At 67.1% G+C, this 22597-nt stretch carries 23 protein-coding genes; 7 read left to right on the forward strand and 16 right to left on the reverse strand.

Annotated features, from left to right (window positions below):
- Positions 1-2 precede the first annotated feature (2 nt).
- From IPU70_RS09770 to IPU70_RS09805, 8 genes are all read right to left on the reverse strand, one after another.
- Positions 3-629 carry a TRAP transporter small permease subunit gene (locus IPU70_RS09770; protein ID WP_207466849.1) on the reverse strand — a complete coding sequence of 209 codons (627 nt, stop codon included), beginning with the start codon at positions 627-629 and terminating at the stop codon, positions 3-5.
- Positions 630-703: 74 nt separating this feature from the next.
- Positions 704-1480, reverse strand: a complete 777-nt coding sequence (locus tag IPU70_RS09775; protein ID WP_207466850.1) for an ABC transporter permease — start codon at positions 1478-1480, stop codon at positions 704-706.
- On the reverse strand, positions 1477-2286 hold the full coding sequence (locus IPU70_RS09780; protein ID WP_207466851.1) for an ABC transporter ATP-binding protein: 810 nt from the start codon (positions 2284-2286) through the stop codon (positions 1477-1479). Before IPU70_RS09780 ends, IPU70_RS09775 begins: the two co-directional genes overlap by 4 nt.
- On the reverse strand, positions 2283-3308 hold the full coding sequence (locus IPU70_RS09785) for an ABC transporter substrate-binding protein (RefSeq protein WP_207466852.1): 1026 nt from the start codon (positions 3306-3308) through the stop codon (positions 2283-2285). Before IPU70_RS09785 ends, IPU70_RS09780 begins: the two co-directional genes overlap by 4 nt.
- Positions 3309-3373: 65 nt before the next feature.
- Positions 3374-4591, reverse strand: coding sequence for a 2Fe-2S iron-sulfur cluster-binding protein (locus IPU70_RS09790; RefSeq protein ID WP_207466853.1), 1218 nt, complete (start codon positions 4589-4591; stop codon positions 3374-3376).
- Positions 4592-4596: 5 nt separating this feature from the next.
- Complete coding sequence (locus IPU70_RS09795; RefSeq protein WP_207466855.1) at positions 4597-5424, reverse strand: xanthine dehydrogenase family protein subunit M; 828 nt, start codon at positions 5422-5424, stop codon at positions 4597-4599.
- Complete coding sequence (locus tag IPU70_RS09800; RefSeq protein ID WP_207466857.1) at positions 5421-7823, reverse strand: xanthine dehydrogenase family protein molybdopterin-binding subunit; 2403 nt, start codon at positions 7821-7823, stop codon at positions 5421-5423. The genes IPU70_RS09795 and IPU70_RS09800 overlap by 4 nt, the downstream gene beginning before the upstream one ends.
- Before the next feature lie 23 nt (positions 7824-7846).
- Positions 7847-8950 (reverse strand): TRAP transporter substrate-binding protein, encoded by a 1104-nt coding sequence (locus IPU70_RS09805; protein WP_013393113.1) that lies wholly within the window; start codon positions 8948-8950, stop codon positions 7847-7849.
- Positions 8951-9353: 403 nt separating this feature from the next.
- On the opposite strand from IPU70_RS09805, the gene IPU70_RS09810 reads away from it, so the two are divergent.
- The 4 genes from IPU70_RS09810 to IPU70_RS09825 are packed head-to-tail and all read left to right on the forward strand — an operon-like array spanning position 9354 to position 12831.
- On the forward strand, positions 9354-9668 hold the full coding sequence (locus tag IPU70_RS09810) for a non-heme iron oxygenase ferredoxin subunit (RefSeq protein ID WP_013393112.1): 315 nt from the start codon (positions 9354-9356) through the stop codon (positions 9666-9668).
- A gap of 2 nt (positions 9669-9670) precedes the next feature.
- Complete coding sequence (locus tag IPU70_RS09815) at positions 9671-10969, forward strand: NAD(P)/FAD-dependent oxidoreductase (protein ID WP_207466859.1); 1299 nt, start codon at positions 9671-9673, stop codon at positions 10967-10969.
- A gap of 36 nt (positions 10970-11005) precedes the next feature.
- Entirely contained in the window at positions 11006-12295 is a 1290-nt protein-coding gene (locus IPU70_RS09820) for an aromatic ring-hydroxylating dioxygenase subunit alpha (protein WP_207466861.1), read from the forward strand.
- Positions 12296-12312: 17 nt separating this feature from the next.
- Positions 12313-12831: an aromatic-ring-hydroxylating dioxygenase subunit beta gene (locus IPU70_RS09825; protein WP_207466863.1), complete on the forward strand. Its 519-nt coding sequence runs from the start codon at positions 12313-12315 to the stop codon at positions 12829-12831.
- Positions 12832-12902: 71 nt separating this feature from the next.
- Here the strand turns inward: IPU70_RS09825 and IPU70_RS09830 are convergent, their stop codons facing one another.
- The 5 genes from IPU70_RS09830 to IPU70_RS09850 all read right to left on the reverse strand — a co-directional run bounded on the left by IPU70_RS09830 (position 12903) and on the right by IPU70_RS09850 (position 17452).
- A complete protein-coding gene (locus tag IPU70_RS09830; RefSeq protein WP_207466865.1) occupies positions 12903-13523 on the reverse strand; it encodes an N-carbamoylsarcosine amidohydrolase in 621 nt (206 codons plus the stop codon).
- 31 nt (positions 13524-13554) lie between these two features.
- Positions 13555-14604 (reverse strand): 2,5-dihydroxypyridine 5,6-dioxygenase, encoded by a 1050-nt coding sequence (locus IPU70_RS09835; RefSeq protein ID WP_207466867.1) that lies wholly within the window; start codon positions 14602-14604, stop codon positions 13555-13557.
- 30 nt (positions 14605-14634) lie between these two features.
- Positions 14635-15459: an alpha/beta fold hydrolase gene (locus IPU70_RS09840; protein ID WP_207466869.1), complete on the reverse strand. Its 825-nt coding sequence runs from the start codon at positions 15457-15459 to the stop codon at positions 14635-14637.
- Between the two features lie 20 nt (positions 15460-15479).
- Complete coding sequence (locus tag IPU70_RS09845) at positions 15480-16442, reverse strand: amidohydrolase family protein (RefSeq protein ID WP_207466871.1); 963 nt, start codon at positions 16440-16442, stop codon at positions 15480-15482.
- 383 nt (positions 16443-16825) lie between these two features.
- The gene (locus IPU70_RS09850; RefSeq protein WP_207466872.1) at positions 16826-17452 is read right to left on the reverse strand and encodes an NTP transferase domain-containing protein; all 627 of its coding nucleotides are present in this window, start codon (positions 17450-17452) and stop codon (positions 16826-16828) included.
- 61 nt (positions 17453-17513) lie between these two features.
- Here IPU70_RS09850 and IPU70_RS09855 point away from each other — a divergent pair, with 61 nt between their 5' ends.
- Positions 17514-18503 carry an XdhC family protein gene (locus IPU70_RS09855; protein WP_207466874.1) on the forward strand — a complete coding sequence of 330 codons (990 nt, stop codon included), beginning with the start codon at positions 17514-17516 and terminating at the stop codon, positions 18501-18503.
- A gap of 25 nt (positions 18504-18528) precedes the next feature.
- Here the strand turns inward: IPU70_RS09855 and IPU70_RS09860 are convergent, their stop codons facing one another.
- Positions 18529-18996: a MarR family winged helix-turn-helix transcriptional regulator gene (locus IPU70_RS09860; protein ID WP_371818898.1), complete on the reverse strand. Its 468-nt coding sequence runs from the start codon at positions 18994-18996 to the stop codon at positions 18529-18531.
- A gap of 209 nt (positions 18997-19205) precedes the next feature.
- Positions 19206-20114 carry a LysR family transcriptional regulator gene (locus IPU70_RS09865; protein WP_207466876.1) on the reverse strand — a complete coding sequence of 303 codons (909 nt, stop codon included), beginning with the start codon at positions 20112-20114 and terminating at the stop codon, positions 19206-19208.
- A gap of 122 nt (positions 20115-20236) precedes the next feature.
- On the opposite strand from IPU70_RS09865, the gene IPU70_RS09870 reads away from it, so the two are divergent.
- Together IPU70_RS09870 and IPU70_RS09875 are read left to right on the forward strand one after the other, a co-directional pair.
- Entirely contained in the window at positions 20237-21199 is a 963-nt protein-coding gene (locus IPU70_RS09870) for a 3-hydroxyacyl-CoA dehydrogenase family protein (protein ID WP_207466878.1), read from the forward strand.
- The gene (locus IPU70_RS09875; RefSeq protein ID WP_207466880.1) at positions 21196-22050 is read left to right on the forward strand and encodes a 3-keto-5-aminohexanoate cleavage protein; all 855 of its coding nucleotides are present in this window, start codon (positions 21196-21198) and stop codon (positions 22048-22050) included. Before IPU70_RS09870 ends, IPU70_RS09875 begins: the two co-directional genes overlap by 4 nt.
- Positions 22051-22066: 16 nt before the next feature.
- Here IPU70_RS09875 and IPU70_RS09880 read toward each other — a convergent pair whose 3' ends face one another.
- Complete coding sequence (locus IPU70_RS09880; protein ID WP_207466882.1) at positions 22067-22597, reverse strand: hypothetical protein; 531 nt, start codon at positions 22595-22597, stop codon at positions 22067-22069.

Consider the following 22597-nt stretch of genomic DNA (forward strand, 5'->3'; position numbering starts at 1 on the left):
GATCAGCGGCCCTTGTTGTTCAGTTCGTTCTGCGCGGCCGCTTCGCGCGCCTGCGCCTCGCGGGCGATTTCTTCTGCCAGTTCCTCTTCGGCGCTCCTGGCGCCTTCGCGTTCGCGCGGATCGCGGCAGCGTCCCATCAGGAAACCCACGCACTTGATCAGGTGCGACACGCCGGCCAGCACCAGCAGCGCAAAGCCCACCGGAATCAGCAGCTTGACCGGCCAGCGGATCAGCCCGCCCGAGTTGGAGGAATGCTCATTGCTGAGGTACGAATCCATGAACACCGGCCAGGACAGGTACATGATCAGCAGGCAGGCCGGCAGCAGGAAGAACAGCACGCCGAAGATCTCGATCCCGATCTGGGCGCGGCGCGACAGCCGCGAGGAAATAATGTCCACCCTGACGTGATCATTCTTCAGCAGGGTGTAGCCCGCCGTCAGCAGGAACATGGCGCCGAACATGTACCACTGCAGTTCCAGCCAGGCGTTGGAGCTGTCGTGGAATATCTTGCGCATGATGGCGTTGCCGGCGCTGACCAGCACGACCAGCAGCGTGACCCAGGACACAGCCCGGCCCATGCGCAGATTGATCGCGTCTATGCCACGCGACAAGGCAAGTAGTGCTTGCATCTGTTTTCCCCAGAATCGTTTTTAATCACGCACCTGCCCCACACGCAGCCCGTGGTGCGCCGGGCTTGAACCTGTCAATCGTCTTCGCGGTGGTGCCGCAACCAGGGCGTCAGCCGCCGCTCCAGCCACACCAGCAAGGCGAACAGCAGCATGCCCATCAGGGCCAGCACGAAGATCGCGGCGAACACCCGCACCGTGTCGAAAGTGCCCTGGGCGCTCATGATCACGTAGCCCAATCCGCGCTGCGAGGACACGAACTCGCCGACGATGGCGCCCACCAGCGCCAGCGAGATCGAGACCTTCATGCCCGCCAGGATCGAGGGCAGCGCGCTGGGCAGCCGCACCTTGAAGAAGAAATCGCGGCGTGACGCCTTCAGCACGCGGCCCAAGTCCAGCACGTCCTGCGGCACCGAGCGCAGGCCGTGGACGGTGTCCACGATCATCGCGAACACGGCGATCAGGAATGCGATGGCGATCTTGGGCTCTGCGCCCGTACCCATCCAGATCACGAACAAGGGCGCGATGGCGACCTTAGGCACGCTGTTCAGGGCCACGATCAAGGGATAGACGAAACGTTCGAACCAGCGCGAGCCCACCAGCATGACGGCGATCGCCACGCCGGCCGCCACCGCCAGCGCAAAGCCGGCCAGCGTGGTCATCAGCGTGTAGGCGGCATGGCCGGCGTACCAACTCCACTCCGCCGCCAGTTCCAGGGCCACCTGTCCCGGCAGCGGCAGCATGATGGCGCGCACCTGGAAGATCCGGGCCGCAGCCTCCCACAGCAGCAGGAACACCAGCACCGACAGCAGCCCCGCCATGCGCCGGCCCGCCCCTTTCAAGAGCGCGCTCATTGGACCGACTCCAGGCCGGATGCGGCGCGGGCGCCTTCATCTATCAGGCCCATGCTCTCGAACATGCCGCGGATGTGCCGCACGTATTCGCCAAATTGCGGCGTTTCGCGCAGCGCCAGCGGCCGGGGCCGCGGCAGGTCGATCTCTATGGTTTCGAGGATGCGGCCCGGGCGCGGCGAGAACACCATCACCACATCGCCCAGAAACACCGCCTCGGCGATGCCGTGCGTCACGAACAGCACAGTGTTGCGCGTCTCCATCCAGATCCGCTGCAGTTCGACGTTCATCTGATCGCGCGTCAGCGCGTCCAGCGCGCCGAAGGGCTCGTCCATCAGCAGCAGCTTGGGGTCGTCCACCAACGCCCGGCAGATCGCCGCGCGCTGGCGCATGCCGCCGGACAGTTCGCGCGGATAGCTATCGGCAAACTTCTCCAGGCCCGTCAGGGCCAGCAAGGCCTGTACCTTGTCGGCATAGGCTGCCACCGGCTTGTGTGCGAGCTCGACCGGCAGCAGGATATTGCGGCGCACGCTGCGCCATTCCAGCAGCGCGTCGCGCTGGAACACCATGCCCGTGCCGGCGGGCGGCCCCTGCACCGGCACGCCTTCCACCCGCAAGTCACCGCTGGAGACAGTCTCCAGGCCGGCTACGCAGCGCAGGAAAGTGCTTTTGCCGCAGCCGCTGGGCCCCAGAATGCTGACGAAGCGGCCACGCGGCACGTCGACCGACACCGACGCCAGCGCCTCCACGCCCGCTGCGCCCGGATAGCGCTTGCGCACGTCTGTTGCGGCCACGGCCCACTGCGTCATGGCTGCACCAGGCTGTCGTAGCGTTCCGGATGCACCAGATCGGGCGCATAGAACGAGGAGGCCTGGGCGTTGGCGCTGATCAGCCCGACGGTCGACAGGGTGGCGACGGCTTGGGTCCAGTCCTGCGGCACGATCGTGCCCAGGCGCGCGCCCGCCGCCGGCTGGCCGAAATACGGCTGCAAGGCGTCGATCTGGCCGCGCAGCACCTTCTTGTCCAGCCGCGCCTGCGGCCGCTGCGCCAGGATGGCGGCGACCGCCTCGTCCTGGTGACCCGCGTAGATGTATTCCCAAGCACGCGCGCTGACGCTGGCGAAGCGCGCGATGGCGTCGCGCCGCTGCGCCAGTTTGGATTCATTGGCGAACAGGCCGAAGCTGGGCATGTTCAAGCCGAAGTCGGCGAAGCGCACCGCGCTGGAGGGGCGGTTCTGCGACACCACGGGCAGGAAGAACGGGATGGTGGAAAACGCCGCGTCGGCCCTGCCCACCGCATAGGTCGACGCCTTGCTGGCGGCGTCCACGTTGATCAGTTCAAGATCGCTTTTCTTGAGCTTGCCCGCAGCCAGGAAAGCGTCGATGAATGGCGCTTCCAGCGAACCCGCCGTATAGGCCACCTTCTTGCCCTTGAGCTGCGCGGGTCCGGTGATGCCGGCGTCGGACGGGACCAACAGGCCTATGTCACTCTGCCTGGCGAACACCGCCACCGCCTTCACCGGCATGCCTTTCTCGCGAGCGATCATGGCCGAGGCCAGCGCGGCATGCCCCAGGTCGAAGCTGTCGCCGGCGCCGACGATCTGCACCGTCGTCACCGAACCGTTGCCGTCCTCCAGCGACACGTCCAGGCCGGCCTGTTTGTACCAGCCCTTCTGCTGCGCCAGATGGAAAGCGCCGTGCACGCCCCAGGGCGTCCAGTCCAGCCGGACCTTCAAGGGCTCCAGGGTCTGCGACCAGGCGGGCGCGCTCAGCGCAACAGCAGCCAGGCCCAACAATGCGTTGCGCCAATTCCTTGCGAATACCGCGAGCATGATATTCCCCGTTTTGAGTCGACATGGGCGGCCGCTCACGCGGCCACCGGCACTACCTGGCGCGTTCAGCCGCCGAGGCCGAACCACCGCTTGATGCGCGCCCACAGCACGCTGAAGAACATGGCCGTGGGATTGAAACTGGCCTGGGCCGGCGCCTCGCCCGCCGCGGCGGGCCGGCGCAGCCGGGCGGTGACGTTGTTGCCGAAGTCCGCGATCATCCGGCGCACGAAGTCCTGTACCAGGCCGGAGCGCGAGAACTGCGCCAGCGGCCCCTGCAGCGAATACAGCAGGTTCACGTGGACCTGCGTCTCGGTGGGCGACAGCGCTTCCAGGCGATAGGTGATGTCGCCGTTGGCGCGCGACTGGCTGAGCGAGTCCTGCCCTGCCCCGCGGAACACCGCCTGCATGGCGGCGTCGTCGCGTTCCAGGCGGGCCGCGCCGTTGAAGGCGGCGGACATGGGTCCGAACTTGATGGCGATCTTGCCCTTGACCCGGTCGCCCTCGTGTTCCTCGATCGAGGCTCCCGGCAGGCAACTGGCCAACGCCGGCAGATCCACCATGAAGGCCCAGACCTCGGCGGCCGGGAACGGCACCTTGAAGCCACCGTCGATCTGGCTGCCGCGGCCTTCCTTCTTGCCCGCCGCGGCGGCGGGCGCGGCCGCCGGAGTCGGCGCCGCAGCCGCGCTCGTAGCGGGCTGGCTGGCCGCCGCCGGCGTGAAACCCGCGAAAGCCACTGGCTTTTCTGCTGCGGGCGCGGCGCCGCGCCCTTGCGCCTGGGCGGCGCGCAGCGCCTGCACCGCGGGGTCGGGCTGGTCCCGGAGTTCGGCCAGCACCGACATGACGGCGGCGACAATGCCCATGTAGCCGGTGCAGCGGCACAGATTGCCGGACAGCTCCACCCGCACCCGGCTCTCGTCCGCATCCGGCAAGCGCAGCACGATATCGCGCGAGGTCGCCAGCATGCCCGGGGTGCAATAGCCGCATTGCAAGGCGTGGTGCTTGGTAAAGGCGGCGCGCAGCCGCTGCATCACCGGATCGGCGTCATAGCCCTCGATGGTGGTCACCTGCCGCCCTTCGCAGGCCACCGCGAACGAGATACAGGAGCGCACCGGCGCCCCGTCCACCAGCACCGTGCAGGCGCCGCAGACGCCATGCTCGCAGCCAAGATGGGTGCCGGTCAGGCGCGCCTGATCCCGCAGGAAATCCCCCAGATGCATGCGCGCGGGCGCCTCGTGCGACACGCGCTTGCCGTTTACTTCCAATGTCACCTGAACCATGGTCATTCCTGTCAACCCAGAGCCTGCGCCAGGCAGCGCGTCACCGCGGTCCCGTGCAGCTTGCGATGGTGTTCGTCCTTGTCCTGCATGACGCCGGCCAGCTCGCTGGCCAGCAGCGTCTCGTCCAGGCCCGCCAGTCCCTGCTGCGCGATGCGCGCGGCCAGTTGGGGCAGTAGTCTGGGCGCGCCGTCCAGGGCCCCCACCGCGATGCGCGCCGTCTTCGCAGACGGATCGAACCAGGCGGCGCAACTGGCCTCGGCGAACTCACCGGTCTTGCGGCAGAACTTGTAATAGCCCCAGCGCGCCTGCGGCCCGCCTTCCGGTATGTGCACGGCGGCGATCAGCTCGTCTTCGCGCAGCCCGGTGGTGTAGGCGCCCTGCATGTAGTCTTCCGCCGGCAGCATGCGTACGCCGTCGAGCCCCGCGATCTCCAGCGTCGCGCCCAGACCGACCACGGTCAGCACCCAGTCGGCCGCCGGATCGGCATGCGCCAGGCTGCCGCCCAGCGTGCCGCGGTTGCGGATGGCGCGATAGGCGATGCCCGGCGCCACTTGTTGCAAGGGTGTTCCGCGCAGCAGTTCGTGCACGCCGTCCTCGATCTCGGCATGGGTCACGGCCGCGCCCACGCGCAGCTTGCCGTCCTTGCGCGAGACCGTGCGCAGCTCGGACAGGCCGGAAATGTCGATGACGACCGGCGGACGCGCCAGGCGCAGGTTCAGCATCGGCCCCAGCGATTGGCCGCCGGCCATGAGCTTGGCGCGGCCTTCATGCCCGCGCAGCGCCCGCAAGGCGTCCTGCAGCGTGTCCGGACGGGTGTATTCGAATGCGGCCGCCTTCATGCCGTCACCTCCGCGACAACGGTTGCGGTCTTGCGGCTGCCCTCTGCAATGGCGGCCAGCACCCGGGTCGGCGACAGCGGCGTGCGCAGCAGTTCGACCGCGCCCAGCGGACGCAAGGCGTCGTTGACCGCGTTGAACAGCACTGCCGGCGGCGCGATGGCGCCGCCCTCGCCCATGCCCTTGGCGCCGAATTCCGTATGCGGCGACGGCGTCTCGAAATGGTGCAGGCGCATGTTGGGAACTTCGGTGGCGCCCGGCAGCATGTAGTCCGCCAGGGTCGAGGCCAGCGGCTGGCCGTTGTCGTCGTAAGGCGTTTCTTCGTAGAAGGCGGTGCCTATGCCCTGGGCCACGCCGCCTATGGTCTGGCCTTCGACCACCATGGGGTTGATCATGGTCCCGCAGTCCTCCACCACCACATAATCCAGGATCTCCACGCCGCCCGTGCCCGGATCCACCGCCACCACCGCCGCATGGGTGGCGTAGGTGAAACAGCCGGTGTCGACCTTGGGCTTGTAGCCCACGGTGACTTCCAGGCCGCTGGGGTCCACGTCGGACGGCAACAATTGCGGCCGCAGATACCAGGCGTCGGCCACGTCCTTGACCGACACCGACTTGCCGCCCGCTTCCAGGCGGTCGCCGTTCCAGGCCACGCTGGCCGGATCGGCCTGCAACAAATGCGCGCCGATATGCGTGAGCCGCGGCAGCAGGCGCTTGCAGGCCTGCGACACGGCGCCGCCGGACATCACCAGCGAACGCGAAGCGTAGGTCCCGGTGGAGAATGGCGTCTGCCCGGTATCGCCGTGCAGCAGCTTGATGCTGGCCACGTCCACGCCCAGGATCTCGTTGGCGATCTGGGCGAAAGTGGTTTCCATGCCCTGTCCGTGCGAATGCACGCCGACCCGCAGCTCCAGCCCGCCGTCCGGGGTGACCCGCGCCGTGGCCTGGTCGAAGCCCGGAATCACGGGCGTGCCCCAGGCCGCGAACACCGAAGTGCCGTGAGCGGCCTGCTCGGTGTACGTCGCCAGGCCCACGCCGATGAGGCGGCCGTCGGCCTCGCCCTGACGCTGGCGCTGGCGGATGGCGTCCACGCCTATCATGTCCATGGCCTGCTGCAGGCTGGCGGGATAGTCGCCGCTGTCCAGATGCTTGCCAGTGACGTTGACATAGGGCATCTGCTCGCCCTGCACCAGGTTCTCCTGGCGGACTTCCCAAGGTTCGCGCCCGACCTCGCGGGCGATCGCGTCCATCGTCAGTTCGATGGCGAAGCACACGCCGGTGCGCGCCACGCCGCGATAGGGCACGAAGCCCGGCTTGTTGGTGGCCACCGCCCGCGTCACGCAGCGATAGCCCTTGAAGGCGTACGGCCCCGGCAGGTTGCCGATGGCCTGGCCCGGTTCCAGGCCGATGGTGAACGGCCAGACCGAATAGGCCCCGCCGTCGATGGTGATCTTGGCGTCCAGCGCCAGCAGCTTGCCGCGGCGGTCGGCGTAGGCCACCATCTCGTAATGGTGTTCGCGCGAATTCGCGCCCGCGGTCAGGTGCTCGCGGCGGTCTTCAATGAAGCGGAACGGTTTCTTGAAGGTCTTGGCCAGCCAGGCCACGCACAGTTCTTCCTGCTGCAGCACGCACTTGTAGCCGAATGCCCCGCCCACGTCCGGCGACACTACCCGCACCCGGCCCTGCTCCAGGTCCAGGCACTGGGCCAGCACGCTGCGGATCATGTGCGGCACCTGGGTGGCGCTGACCACCACCAGCTGGTCGGCCTGATGGTCCCAGTAGGCCAGAACCGCCTTGCCTTCCATCGGCACCATGCACTGGCGCGACAGGTCGATCTTGCGGCGCACGACCACATCCGCCTGCGCCGCCAGTTCATCGAACTGCTTGTCGACGTTGAGCGTGACGAAGACGTTGTCGCGCCATTGCTCGTGCACGAAATCGCCCTGAGCGGCCTGAGCGCTGACCACGTCCGCATACACCGGCAGGTCGTCATAGTCGACCTCGATCAGCTCGGCGTAGTCCTCGGCTTCGGCCCGGGTCGGCGCGAACACCATGGCGATGGGCTCTCCCACGAAGCGCACCTTGCCCGAGGCCAGCGGCGGCTGGGCCGAGACCTGGTAGCTGGGCAGCGTGGAATCCGCCACGATGTCGCGCGCGTCGGCCATGGCCTGACGCACAAACGCCTTGTCCGCGATCTGCCCGGCCACGCGCACCGCGGTGATGCGCGCATGCGCCAGCGGACTGCGCAGGAAGGCCACCTCGCTAAGCCCGGGCATGGCCATGTCGGCCACGAAATTGCCCTTGCCGTGCAGATGGCGCGCGTCCTCCTTGCGCGGCACCCGCGCGCCCACTCCCTGCGGCTTGCCTGGCCGGCCGTGCGTATCGGCGTTTGCTGTCGTCATGACTACCCTTTGTCTCCTGCTTGTTACTTGGCCTGGGCCTTCGCCACGGCGGCGAAGGTGTAGTTGTCCAGTGGGCTTTCAGCCACGCGGAACCAGCCCGCCTGCTCGGCCTGGAATTTCTTCCAGTCGGGGAAGATCGCGGCGAAATCGGGGTTCTTGGCCGAGAGCTCCGTCCACAGCTCCTGCGAGGCGTTGTACGCCGCGTCCATCACTTCCTTGGGGAAGAAGCTGACCTTGGCGCCGCCGGCGATCAGCTTGCGCAGCGCCAGCGGATTGCGCGCGTCATAGTGGGCCAGCATGCGCATGGTCTGTTCGCCGGCCGCTGCCTCGAACGCCGCCTGGTAGGCCGGGGGCAAGGCTTCCCAGGCCTTGTCATGCACCATGCTGGTGATGGACGCGCTGCCTTCGAACCAGCCCGGCGAGTAGTAGTACGGCGCCACCTTGTTGAAGCCCAGCTTCTCGTCGTCGTAGGGACCGATCCATTCGGCTGCGTCGATGGTGCCCTTTTCCAGCGCCGGATAGATGTCGCCCGGCGGAATCTGCTGCGGCACCGCGCCCAGCTTGGACAGCACCATGCCGCCGATGCCGCCGATGCGCATGTTCAGGCCCTTCAGGTCGGCAACCGACTTGATCTCCTTGCGGTACCAGCCGCCCATCTGCACACCGACGTTGCCACAGACGTGGTTGACGATGTTGTACTTCTTATAGAGGGCGCGCAGCATCGCCAGGCCGCCGCCGTAGTGAATCCAGGCGTTGTGCTGGCGGGCGCTCAGGCCGAAGGACAGGCCGGTGTCGAAGGTCAGCGCGGTGTTCTTGCCGATGTAGGCCGTGCTCAGCACGTGATTGCATTCCACCGTGCCGTTGCTGACCGCGTCCATGTTCTGCGCGGCCGGCACCAGTTCACCGCCGGGAAAGGCGCGGATCTCGAACTTGCCTTCGGTCAGTTGCGCCACGCGCTTGCAGAGATCCTCGGCCGAGCCGTAGATGGTGTCCAAGCTCTTGGGCCAGCTGGTGGACATGCGCCAGCGCACCGACGGCGCGGATTGCGCGATGGCAGGCATGCCGACGGTGGCGAGGCCCGCGCCGGCTGCGCCGGCGGCTTGTGCGAGGAAACGGCGTCGTTGCATTCATTGCTCCCGATCTGGTTCGATTGAGTCCCCTTGGACCCGCCTCAACTCATGCCAACGCCACTCGCGTACATCCGAAAAAAACGTTAGCACACTGAATTGTTGATCAGCATACTGACAGTAATTTTGAGTGTCAACAAGGTAAATCCCCACTGCCGACACCCGCGTAACGCCTGGGTTTCCACTCATTTCGACAAAACTTTTCCATTGGCCAGACGGCTGTTTGGGGGTACTCCTTACATATAGCGGCCGGCCACAGTCGCGGGCCGCAAGCGGCGTGCATAATAGGCCCGCTCCGCCGCCTTCCGACCTGCCACCTGTCGGGGAAATCCCTAGCTCCTGACTTGTTTTTTTAGGCAGTACACTGACGACAATTACTCAGCATACTGACGAGCGAGTTGATATGAACTGGATCCGCATTGCCTCTACCGACCAATTGACCGACGACGACGAGGTGATCCCCGTCGCGGCCGGCGAAAAGCAGCTTGCGCTGTATCGCAGCGAAGGCGAGTTCTACGCCTCCGACAACGTCTGTACGCACGCCTACGCGCTGCTGTCCGACGGCTATCTGGAAGACGGCTGCATCGAATGCCCGCTGCACCAGGCCAGGTTCGACATCCGCACGGGCCAGGCCATGTGCGCACCCGCCACCAGCGGCATCCGCGTCTATCCGGTCAAGGTCGAAGGCCAGGATATCTACGCCAATCTGCAAGGCTGACCATGACCGACGCAGATCCGATCCTCATCATCGGCGCCGGCCAGACCGGCGCGGTGGCGGCCGCCACGCTGCGCGACCTGGGCCACGACGGCCCCATCACGCTGATCGGCCAGGAAGCGCATGCGCCCTACGAGCGCCCGCCGCTGTCCAAGGCCGTGCTGCAAGCGGCCGACGCGCACGGCCAGACGGCGGTGCATGCCGGCGACTTCTACGTACAGCAACGCATCACCCTGCTGACCGGCACCGAAGCACAGGCCATCGACGCCGCCCGCCGCCTGGTCCGGCTGGCCGATGGCAGCGCCCTCCCCTACAGCCGCTGCCTGCTCGCCACCGGCGGCCGCGCGCGCGAACTGCCCAGCCTGCCGCGCGGCACGCCGGGCGTGCACTACATCAGGACGCTGGATGACGCCGCCGCGCTACGCGCCGGCCTCACGCCGCAGGCGCGCGTCGCCGTCATTGGCGGCGGCTTCCTCGGCCTGGAGGTGGCGTCCACCGCGCGCGCCCTGGGCGCCGCGGTCACCGTCCTGGAAAGCGCGCCGCGCCTGCTGGAACGGGTGCTGCCGCCGGCGCTGTCCGATTGGCTGGCCGAACGCGCCCGCCATGCCGGCGTGGACCTGCGCCTGGGCGCGCGGATCGCCCGCAGCGACTGGCAGCCTCATGCGGACGACGCGGTCCGACATCAGGCGCGCTTCACGATAGAACTGCAGGACGCCTCCCCGATAGAGGCCGACGTCGTGGTGGTGGCCATCGGCCTGGTGCCGGAAGTCTCGCTGGCCGCCCAGGCCGGCCTGACACTGGACCCGGCCAACGGCGGCATCGCGGTGGACGCCGCCTGCCGCAGCAGCGATCCCTATATTTACGCTGCCGGCGATTGCGCCAGCCAGCACCGCCGCCACCTGAACATGGCGCTGCGGCTGGAGTCCTGGCAGAACGCCAATGAGCAGGCGCGCGCGGCCGCGGCCGGCATGCTGGACCGGCCCGCGCCCGCCGAACCCTATCCCTGGTTCTGGACCGACCAATACGGCTGCAACGTGCAGATGCTGGGCCTGCCCCAGCCGGACCTGGTCTACGCCTGCCGCGGCGTTCCCCAGGTCCAGGCCGAGGCGCCCAAGTTCATCTGGCTGGGCCACCGCGACGGCGTGCCGGTGCACGCCATCGCCATCAATGCCGGCGGCGACCTGCGCCAGCTGCGCGTGCTGTTCGAACAAGGCATAGCCATCGACCCGCAGCGCTATGCCGACGAATCCGTGGCGCTCAAGCCATTGGTGAAGGCCTGCCAGCAAAGCGCCGCCACGTCCTGAAACGTAATACCGCCCCCGCATCGACAGGAGCTTTTCATGTATCAATCACAAACCGTCATCGGCCTCACGGTGGCGTCCAAGGACGCCGCCCTGGCTGACTGTGTCTGGCCGGAAGACGCGCTGCACTACATTCCGGACTGGGTCTACACCAGCCGCGCCGTCTACGACCAGGAAGTGGAGAAGATCTTCCGCGGCAAGACCTGGAACTACGTAGCCCTGGAAGCCGAACTGCCGAATCCGGGCGACTACAAGCGGTCCTACGTCGGCCCGACCCCGGTAGTGGTGTCGCGCGCCGAGGACGGCTCGGTCAATGTCTTCGAAAACCGCTGCGCCCACCGCGGCGCGGAGTTCTGCCGCAACAGCCAGGGCAACGCCAAGGAATTCGTCTGCCCGTATCACCAGTGGTCCTACGACCTGAAGGGCAATCTGCAGGGCATCCCGTTCAAGCGCGGCGTGAACCGCGAGGGCGGCATGCCCAAGGACTTCAAGAACGAAGAGCACGGCCTGCGCAAGCTGCGCGTCACCACGCGCAACGGCGTCATCTTCGCGTCCTACAGCGATGAGGTCGAACCGATCGAGGAATACCTGACGCCCGAGATCCTGGCCGACTTCGACACCGTCTTCCCGGGCAAGAAGCTCAAGATCCACGGCTACTACCGCAACGAGCTGCCGTGCAACTGGAAGATGTACCACGAGAACCTGAAGGACCCGTACCACGCGACCCTGCTGCATTCTTTCCTGGTGGTGTTCGGCCTGTTGGTGGCCGGCAACAAGTCCGCCATGCTGGTCGATCCGGTGCACGGCCGCCACGGCACCATGGCCTCGGCCAAGAGCGAGGACAAGTACGCCAGCGTCAGCGAAGAGAACAAGAAGGAAATGCGCTCCTTCCATGACGGCCTGCACCTGCAGGACGACCGCTTCCTGGAATTCGTCAAGGAGTTCGATTCGCCCTGGTCGGTCACCATGCAGACGGTATGGCCCAACCTGATCGTGCAGCGCGAAATGAACACCTTGGGCGTGCGCCAGATCGTGCCCAACGGCCCCGACAGCATGATCATGCAATGGACCATGTTCGGCTACGAAGACGACACGCCCGAGATGGAGCGCCACCGCCTGCGCCAGGGCAATCTGATGGGCCCGGCCGGGTTCCTCGGCCTGGAAGACAACGAAGCCATGAAGTTCGTGCAGGAAGGCGTGCGCCGCGCCAGCACCGACGTCAACGTGCTGAAGCTGGAATCCGGCAAGCAAGGCACCTCCAACACGCTGATCTCGGAAGCCGCGATCCGCTCCATGTATAGCTATTACCGCGGCGTGATGGGCTTCTGAGGCAGGAACCAGGAAACATGAGAACCCGATTCGAATACTCCCCCCGCAAGATCGACCCCGCGCGCGCCATCGCGCTACGCCAGGAAATCGAGGAATTCCACGCCGACTACTGCGCCGCCCTGGACGCGGGCCAGGTCGAGGCCTGGCCGGACTTCTTCACCGAGGACGGCCTGTACCGCGTCACCGCGCGCGAGAATGCCGAGCTGGGCCTGCCCGTCGGCCTGGTGTACTCCGAGGGCCGGGCCATGATGCACGACCGCGCCGTGGCCATCTCGCGCACCCAGATGTTCGCCCCGCGCTACATGCTGCACCTGGTCAGCAATACCCGCGTCATCAGCGAATCCGCCGACGGCGAGATCGAGTCCCAGGCTGCGTTCATGCTGATGCAGACCCTGGTCGAAGGTCCCACCACGCTGCACCTGGCCGGCACCTACTACGACCGCCACACGCGGCAGGACGGCGTGCTCAAGCTGAAGGAACGGCAGGTGGTGTACGACACTACCATCCTGGCCAACGATCTGGTCTACCCCGTTTAGCAAGCGCGAGGTCGATAAAAAAGGGTTGCACCGCGAGGCGCAACCCTTTTTTTCCCGCAGGCGAAACCAGTTCAAGCCTGCGTGGCGCGCACGGCCTCGTCGCGCGTCAACACGGTGGCGTACTTCTGCTGCATGTCGAAGAGATTGGCGTCATGCGGGCCGATGGCGCGGTCGCCCACGCAGTCCGACACCACCAGCGGCCGGAAGCCGTACTGCATGGCGTCCACCACGCTGGCCCGCACGCAGCCGCTGGTGACCGCGCCCGCCACCAGCAGCGTCTGCACGCCGCGCTGCGACAGCCAGGCCGCCAGGCTGGTGCCGAAGAACGCCGAGGGCACCGTCTTGCGCACCACCAGTTCGCCGGCCGCCGGCGTGAGCTGCGGCACAATGGCGCTGTTGTGATCCGCTTCCTTCAGGGTCAGCATCCCCGGTACCTTCAAGGTGAAGATATTGTGGTCCGCGTCGTCGTCGGCGAACACGATGCGGCTGTGCGCCACCGGCCAGCCCTGCTTGCGCGCATGTGCCAGCAGGCCCGTCGTCTGCTCGATGGCCTGGGGGATATTGCCGCCGCCGAACACCGCCGGATCGGCAAAGCCGTTGACCAGGTCCACGATCAGCAGGCCATAGGGCGGCTTGGGCGCCATGGCCGCGCCGAAGCCCTGGCGTTCGTAGGCGGAGATATCGTCATTCATGGTTGGAACTCCTTGAGCAGTGATTGCGTGCTTAAGCCTGGGGGCCGCCGCCGTCCAGCACCTTGCCCTGGCGCACCACGTCTTCCCCGTCCAGCCGCACCGTGCAGGCGCGCAGCGGAATGTCGATGTGGCAGGTGGTGGTCCGGTTGCCGCCAGCCTCGTTGTTGGGTCCGAGCGAGAACAGGAAGTTGCCCTCGTAGGCCCGCGCGTCCATGCCTATGGTGGCTTCGCGGTCGTACAGGCCCAGCGTGGTCCAGTGCGCGCGCGGCTGCAGGCCCCAGCCTATGTGCGAAATCGCGTAGGCTTCCGGGTCCTTGAACGAGGCCACGTACTCGCGCAGCAGTTCCGCGTCCACGCCGCCGTCGATGCGCGTGGCATAGCCGTTTTCGACCGTCAGTTCGATGGCCGAGCGCACGTAGAGCTTCTGCGGCAACAGGATGTCGCCCACGTCGATCACGATCTTGCCGTGGGCGCCACCTTCGTTCGGCCAGGTCAGCACGAAACCGCTAGGCCAATGGTCCCAGCGGCCCGGCTCGTCGACGAAGCCGTATTCGCTGATGGCCGGGAATTCGCCCAGCGGGCAGCGCAGGTCCGTGCCCGCATCCGATACCACGCTCATCTCGCGCGCCGCACCAATGCGCGCGGCCGCCGCCTTGACCCGGGCGCGGTCAGCCTCGGTCGGCACCAGGCGCGCCAGCACTTCCGGCGGCTCCACCGCCAGCAGGATCTTGGTACCCGTGGCCAGGATCTCGTGCTGTTCCGGCGAGAACAGCAGCGTCATCAGGTCCAGCACCAGGTCGCTTTCCTTCAGCGCCGCGATCGCGGCCTTGTTGCCGGTCAGCGGCGTGGTGCCCAGGTAGGCCAGCGAATCCCGGCTCAGCGCCCGCTCGCCGTTGATGGGCGGCAGGTCCAGGCGGTTCACAATGGCGCCCATGGCTTGCGTCGCAATCAGCGCCGTGGCCAGGGTTTGCGGGTGGGTCGCCGCGCTGGTCAGCACCGTGACGGTCTGCCCCGCTTGCAGCTTGGACAGGGTCAGCACCTGCTGCCAGGCCTTCACCATTTCATAATCGCTTATAGGCATGATGCCCTCCTTGCTAGACGGGGCCGCTCTTTAGGTACGCGCCAACGGCGCGCCCAGGAAGTCGCCGAAGGCCGCATAGAAGCCTTCCTCGTTGTCCCACGGAATCATGTGGCCCGCTGCGGGCACGCGGTGATGCTGCGTGCCGGGCGCCAGCCGCTGGATCTCGGCCACGTCGGCGTCCAGCACCACATCGCCCCGCTCCGCCGTGATCAGCAGGACCGGTACGTCCAGCAGCGACAGGTCGGCGTGGATGTCGTCGCTCTGGAACGCCTCGAAGCTCTGGATGATGGCGCGCTCGTCGCAGGTGTGCAGCCATTCGGCGCGCAGCTGGCGCTGCTCCTCGGTCCAGGTCGGGCAGAACGCGCGCATGGCTTCGGCGTCCATGCCCAGGCGCGCCTGCGCCATGGAGTCGACGTACCAGGGCAGCTTGGCGGGATACGGCCGGCGGCCGGGTCCCGACACCGGCGGATCCACCAGGACCAGACGGCTCAGGCCGGCAGGCTTGCCGCGTCCGGCGCGCACGCCGATGCGGCCTCCCATCGAATGGCCGACCACGCTGTAGCGCGCCAGGCCCAGCGCCTCGGCAAAGGCCAGCACGTCGGCGGCCTGCGCATCCAGGCTGTAGTCCAGCTCCGCGCCGGCTTCCGACAGGCCGCGGCCGCGCACGTCCAGCACGTAGGTGTCGAAGGACTGGCCGAAGCGCTCGCCCACGAAGCCCCAGGTGACCGCCGGGCTGGTGATGCCCGGCACGATGATGACCGGATCGCGCCCCGCGCCGCGTTCGCCGCCGTAGCGCAGGTAATGCTGGCGGATGCCGTTGGCGTGGACGTTGCCACCGTACAGGAAGTTGCTCATGTCAGTCTCCCAGGCTGGGCTCAGAGTTTGAACAGGCGCCGCGCGTTGCCGTTGCAGATCAGTTCGCGGGTCGCATCGTCCATCGGCGTCTGCTCGATGAATTCCACCGCCAGCGCGGTCGATTCATAGGGATAGTCCACCGAGAACATCACCGCCTCGCGACCCATTTCGGCAATGGCGGCCATCAGCGTGGGAGGCGAACAGACGCCCGAGGTGGTGATGAGGATGTTGCTGCCCAGGTATTCGGAGGGCGCGCGCGCCAGCTTGATGCCGTGCGAATACACCGCGAAGCGGCTGTCGAAGCGCCAGCGCAGGAACGGCAGGCCCTCGCCCATGTGGCCGAGGATCAGCTTGACGCCGGGGTAGCGGTCGAACACGCCGCCGAACAGCAGCCGCAACGCATGGGTGGCGGTTTCGACGCCCCAGCCCCAGCACGCGCCCACCAGTTCGGGATGGCCCGAGTAGGCCTGCGGAACGACGTAGGGGTCCGACGGGTGCAGATAGACAGGCACGTCCAGTTCCTGCACTTTTTCCCAGAACGGATCGTAGGCGCGACCGTCGTAGTACACGCCATTGGTGTGGCCGTTGATCAGGGCGCCCTTGAAGCCCAGTTGCTTGACGCAGCGTTCCAGTTCGGCGGCGGCGACCAGCGGATCGTGCATGGGCACGGTAGCGAAGGCGCCATAGCGCGTCGGGTGCCGGGCGACCTGCTCGACCAGGAAATCGTTGTTTTCCTTGGCGCGGCGCAACGCGACGGCGGCATCGGCTTCGGCCTGCACGCCCGGTCCGGTCTGCGACAGGATGACGTAATCGATACCGCCGCGGTCCATTTCACCCAGCCGGACCTCGTCGAAGTCCACCAGGCGCGCGGCCAGGTCGGCCAGCACGGCGGGATCGATGTGCTGCGCGAAGCTCTTCGAATAGTCTTTGAATCCGACCGCGGTGTAGTGCTCCTCAAACGCGATCTTGCGTACTTTGCTCATTCCCCTACTCCCAGTTTGATGGCCCGGACCCTGTCCTGCCACGGCGCGTCAGCATTGTTTATCAGTACACTGACTATTACAGCGGAAATACCGGAATCGCGCGCAGCCGCTTTCCCATTGGGAACAGCCCTGCGAGGGCTTCCGAATTTACGTCAGTATACTGACTTTATAGTCAGCGTACTGACAAATAAGGGAAATCCCGAGGGGCGAAAAAAAGGTTCTCGGAGTACTGCCGGGAACGTTTCGGGGAATTGCCTCGCCAGACGCGGCGGGTGACGGAATAAAGCGGCATCGGACGCAGGGCGCCACGCCGCGCCGGGCGTCTCAAGAACCCAAAGACCGCAAAAAAAGGCCGCCAAAGCGGCCTTGCCAGCAGGCGGCGCTCAGCCGGCGCCGTCCAGATCGGCTGGCGTGTCGACGTCGCGCAACACGCCGGGATCATCCACCTCTACCAGGCGCAGACCAGGCTGTTTGAGCAGCCGCCGCGCGCCCTCGTCGCCGCTCAAGGCTGCCAGCTGCGGCAGCAGTTCCGCGCGGAATGCCACCGGGTGGCCACGCTGCCCCTGGTATGAAGGCGCGGCCATCGGCGCGTGGCGCAGCGCGTCCAGCACGCCCTCCAGGCTGGCGCTTCGGATCCACGGCATGTCGGCCAGCGCTACCAGCACGGCTTCGGGCGTCCCGGGCAAACCCTGCAGATACTGCGCCGCGGCGGCCAGGCTGGCCCCCATGCCTTCGCCCGCCCGGTCCGTCTCCAACACCTGGCAATCTTCCGCCCGCAGCAATCCGGTCAAGGCAGCGCTGCCGGGACGCACCACGGCCACGACCAGGTCCACCGCCGCGCGTAGCGCCCGGGCGCTGGCCACGGCCACGCACATGCCTTGCGGCAAGGGCGCCAGCAGCTTGTCGGCGCCCGGCCGCTGCGCGGCATAGCGCGAGCCCTGCCCTGCGGCCAGCAGGATGCCGACCCGCAAAGGACCCTGGTAGGGATAGACACTAGAGACATTCGCCATAATGATCAGTATAGTGAATATAAGCCGTGACAGCGTCGCGGCCTTTTCCTGTGAGAAGCCGATGAACGCTCTGGATCTGGACGTATTGCAACATGCCCGGGACTGGGTGGCCGCGGGCAGCCGCGTGCACCTGGTGACCGTGGTGCAAACCTGGGGCTCGGCCCCGCGCCAGGCCGGCGCCATGCTGGCCCTGCGCGAGGATGGCCGCATGGTCGGTTCGGTTTCCGGCGGCTGCATCGAGGACGACCTGATTTGCCGCGCCCGCGAAGGCTCGTTGGAAGACGCTCCCGCCCGCCTGACCTATGGCGTCACCCGCGACGAGGCCGCACGCTTCGGCCTGCCTTGCGGCGGCACGCTGCGCCTGATCAGCGAACCGCTGCGCGACACGCAATGGCTGGACGTGGTGCTGGAAGCCATACGCGGCCATCGCCTGATCCAGCGCACCGTGGATCTGCACGACGGCAGCAGCTCGGTATCTGCCGCCGGCCCGGCCGACGGCCCGGACTTCGACGGCCGCATCTTCCGCAGCGTGTACGGCCCCCGCTGGCGGCTGCTCATCATCGGCGCCAACCAGACCGCCCAGGTGCTGGCCAACGTGGCCGCCACACTGGATTTCCACGTCACGGTCTGCGACCCGCGCGAGGAGTTCTCCGGCGAATGGAACCTGTCCCGGACCACCCTGCTCACCAGCATGCCCGACGACGCGGTGCTGGAGATTGGCACCGACGAACGCACCGCCATCGTGGCGGTCACCCACGACCCCAAGCTCGATGACATGGCCTTGTTGGAAGCGCTGAAATCCCCGGCGTTCTACGTGGGCGCGCTGGGCTCGCGCGCCAACCAGCAGAAGCGCCGCGAACGGCTGCGGCTGTTCGACCTGGACGACAGCCAGATCGCACGCCTGCACGGCCCGGTGGGTCTGCGCATCGCCAGCAAGACGCCGGCCGAGATCGCCGTGGCTATCGCTGCGGAACTGATCTGGGTCCGCAACACGCTGGGCGACGGCCAGGCCGCCCGCAGCGCGCCGCAAGCGAGCGCGCTGCAAGGCTGAGCCAGGACCGCAGCCGGCCCCTGCCCTACATGGGCTTGAGCGTGGTGCGGCTGTACTGGTTGTTGGCTTCCACCAGCGTGGAAAGCAGCTTCATGAAGATTTCCTGATTGCGCGTGGACAGCGGTTCCAGCAGACGCTGCTGGGCGCGCGCCATGCCTTCCTGCAAGATGCCCATGATGCGCAGGCCTTCCTGGGTGATGACGGCCTGGCGCGAGCGCTTATCGTTGGGATTGACGCGCCGTTCCACCAGGCCGCGCTCCTGCAAACGCTTGACCACGTCCGCGGTGGTGGTGCGGTCCAGTCCCAGTTCCATGCCGATCGCGGTCTGGTCCAGCCAGGGGCTGAGCGACAGCGCCGTCAGCACGCCATATTGCACCGGCGTCACGTTCTGCGTCTTGCACTCCTCGTAGAACATGGCGTAGTGGATCTGGTTCAGGCGCCGCACCAGATAGCCGGGACGCGACCAAAGCACCTGCTTGGCCGGATCGAAAATCTTGGTGTCCATCTTATGAGTTGCGACGCGCTTCTGGGACGTCGTCTTTTTCTGTACATCCGGCACGTTGAGGCAGCTCCAATTTAGTTAGTGCACTGAGGATAATACCACCGGGCGCTTCCTGTCGAGCGACACGCTGCAAGCGCTTGCCTGAAATCAAAACCGCAGCGTTCAGAAGCGCGCGACGGGTCGAAAATCCGCCGCGAAACCTAACGCGACTGCTCCGCCAGATACTCCTTCAACGTCTGCACCAACGCCGCCGCGGCCGGCGACAGGCTGCGGTTGCGCGCCGTCACCAAGCCGATGGAACGCTCGGCCACCGGGCCGGTCAACGGACGCTGCACGATGCCATTTTGCGCCACCGCGCCGGCGGCGATTTCAGGCAATGCCGCGACGCCGAAGCCGCATTCGACCATGGCGACGATGGTGGTCAGGTGCTCGGCCTCGAACGCCGGCGTGAAGCGGATCCGGTTCTGCAGAAAGGCCCATTCGGTGTATTGCCGCACGCTGCTGGGCTGCACCATCGACACGTGCGCCGCATCGGCGGTATCGGCCCAGCGCAGCGGGCCGCGGGCGCGCGCCAGCGGATGAGCTTCGGGAATCAGCAGCAGGAAGCTGTCGGACATCAGCGGCACGTAGTGCAGGTCGGCATGCTGCGGATCGGCGGCAGTCAGGGCGAAGTCGACCTCCCCCGCGCGCACCAGGTCGAAGGCCGGCCCCGACAAGGTATCGCGCACCTTCAGGGCGACCTGCGGGTGGGCCTGGCGGTAGGCCATCAGCACCCGCGGCAACAGACGGGCGGCGATCGAAGGCAAGGCCGCCACCGACACCTGGCCCTGCTCCGCGTTGACGATGCCGCTGACGGCAGCGATGGCGTCGCGGAAGGCCACTTGCAGGGCGGCAGCCTGCTGCATGAAGACCTCGCCTGCAGCCGTGAGGCGCACGGTGCGCGTGGTGCGGTCGAACAGCCGCACGCCCAGAGCATCCTCGATGCGCTGGATCTGCGTGGACAGGGCCGATTGCGACAGGTGCAGCTGCGCGGCCGCCTGGCGGAAGTTGAGCGTGCGGCCCAGCACCAATGTCGTGTCGATATCGCGCATCGAAAGATTGATCTGCATGCTGGGAGCGGCCCCGTTATTGATCTAAATTAGAGATCATTCTATCCAAAAAATCTGATTCATCAATCAAACTCGCTTCTCTACACTCGCCTCCAGCGAAATTACAGATGAAGGAGCAAACCATGCAGACGGACGCGATGGCGCTGCCCAATCCGGGCGCGGCGCATGCGGTGGTGGTGGGCGGCGGCACCATGGGAGCCGACGTGGCCGTGGTGTTGACCCGCGCGGCCTGCCGCACGACGGTAATCGAATCAAATACCGAACGCGCGTCGGGCTTGCCCGCCCGCGTCGCGGAAAACCTCAAGACCATAGACAGGGAAGCGAACGCCGCCCTGCTATCCACCGCCTCCAGCCTGGACGAGGTGGACTGGTCCAGCGTGAACCTGGTCATCGAGTGCATCCCCGAACGCCTGGACATCAAACAGGCGCTGTTCGCGGATCTGGCACGGCGCGCCCGGCCCGACGCCATCCTGGCCAGCAACAGTTCCAGCTTCCCGATCAGCGCCATCAGCCAGGGTCTGGACACCCGCGGCCGCATGCTGGGCCTGCACTTCTTCATGCCCGCGCACCTGGTGCCGCTGGTCGAAGTGGTGCTGGGCGAGGCCAGCGACGATGCCTGCGCGGATACCCTGATCGAATTCATGCGGCGCTGCGGCAGCGTGCCGGTGAAGGTGCGGCAGGACCTGCCAGGCTTTCTGGCCAACCGCCTGCAGCACGCGCTGTCGCGCGAGGCCTTCGACCTGATCGACCGCGGCATCGCCTCGCCGGAAGACGTGGACGCGGCGGTGCGCTTCGGCTTCGGCTTCCGCTTCCTGGCGGCGGGCCCCGTGATGCAGCGCGACCATGCCGGCATCGACGTGCATGCCGCGGCCGGCGCCACCATGTATCCCACCTTCTGCAACGCCAGCCAGCCTGCGCGCTGCCTGACCGAACGCGCCCAGGACGGCCGCCACGGCATGAAGACGGGCGAAGGCTTCTACGCCTGGACGCCCGAGACCATCGCCGCCGAACGCGCGCGCTACGACCGCCTGCTGCGCGCGGGGCTGGATCTGATTGCGCCCGAACTGCCGGAGATCAAGCCATGAGCAACACCCCCCTGCCCCGCGCCGCCCTGGCCGACTCGCCCGTCATCATTACGGTGGCGCCCAATGGCGCCTACAAAAAAACCGCCGACCACCCGGCCGTGCCGCTCACGGCCGAGGCCCTGGCGCGTGAAGCGCGCGCCTGCCTGGATGCCGGCGCGGCCATGATGCACATGCATGTGCGCAAACCCGACGGCAGCCACCTGCTGGACGCACAGGCCTACCGCGACGCCCTGGCCGCCGTGCATGGCGCCGTCGGCGACGAACTGCTGGTGCAGGTGACCAGCGAAGCCGCCGGCGTCTACAAGGCGGCTGAGCAGATCGCCCTGGTGCGCGAGCTGCAGCCGGAGGCCGTGTCCATCGGGCTGCGCGAGATCGCCGTGCCGGAGATTCCGGAAAGCGAGTTGGCGGATTTCCTGGCCTGGATCGCCGAACGCCGCATCATGACGCAGATCATCCTGTACGACGAAGGCGACGTGCTCCGCTGGCTGTCGCTGCGCGCGCGCGGCCTGGTGCCGCCAGGAGCGTGGTCGGTGCTGTTCGTGCTGGGCCGCTACAGCGCGGGTCAGACCTCCTCGGCCTATGACCTGCTGCCCTTCCTGGCCGCGTACGACCAGTCCCTGCCCTGGGCTGTCTGCGCCTTCGGCCCCGAAGAGAACGCCTGCGTTACCACGGCGGCGGCGTTCGGCGGCCATATGCGCGTGGGCTTCGAAAACAATCTGAAGCTGCGCGACGGCAGCACCGCGCCCGGCAATTCGGCGCTGGTGCTGCAAGCCGCGCAAGGCGCGCAGGCGCTGGGCCGACCGCTGGCCACGGCCGCCGACGCGCGCCGCATCTACGGGGCGGTCGGCTGACGCGGCCACGGCGGCGCTAGCGCGCCGCTCCCAGGATCGCTTGCGCGACGTTGATCGCCTGCTCTTCCGAATTCATCGTCAGGTTCAGGATGCCCTCATCCATGGAACCTGCGATGCGCGGCACGCCCACCAGCCTGCCGTCTATGGTGAAGACCAGCCACTTGCCCGGATACTGGCGACCGATCTGCGCCAGCTTGCGCGCGCCCGGCGGCGTGAAGCGCAAGCTCACGAAAGGCTGCCCCTCACGGCTCTTCATCGGCGTGGCGGCATTCAGGTCGGCGCGGGTAATCGCGGGCGCCGGCAAGAAGTAGTAGGTCTTGTCGGCCATGCGCAGCTCGCGCAGATCGGCGCCCGGCCGGTCCTGCGCCAGGCGGAACTCGACCGCAGGCGCGGCGGTTCGCGTCTGCATGGCGGCGTCTTGCCCCGCCGGCGCAGGCTGGGCGGCGCGAGGCGCGGCATTGGCGTCCTTCCGCGCCGCCATGGGCTGGCAAGCAGCCAGCAGCGCGCTCGTTGCGATCAAGGCGGGAAAAATGATGCGACGTGTCAT

Source organism: Achromobacter sp. SD115 (assembly GCF_017355315.1).
GTDB classification, from domain to species: domain Bacteria; phylum Pseudomonadota; class Gammaproteobacteria; order Burkholderiales; family Burkholderiaceae_B; genus Achromobacter; species Achromobacter xylosoxidans_B.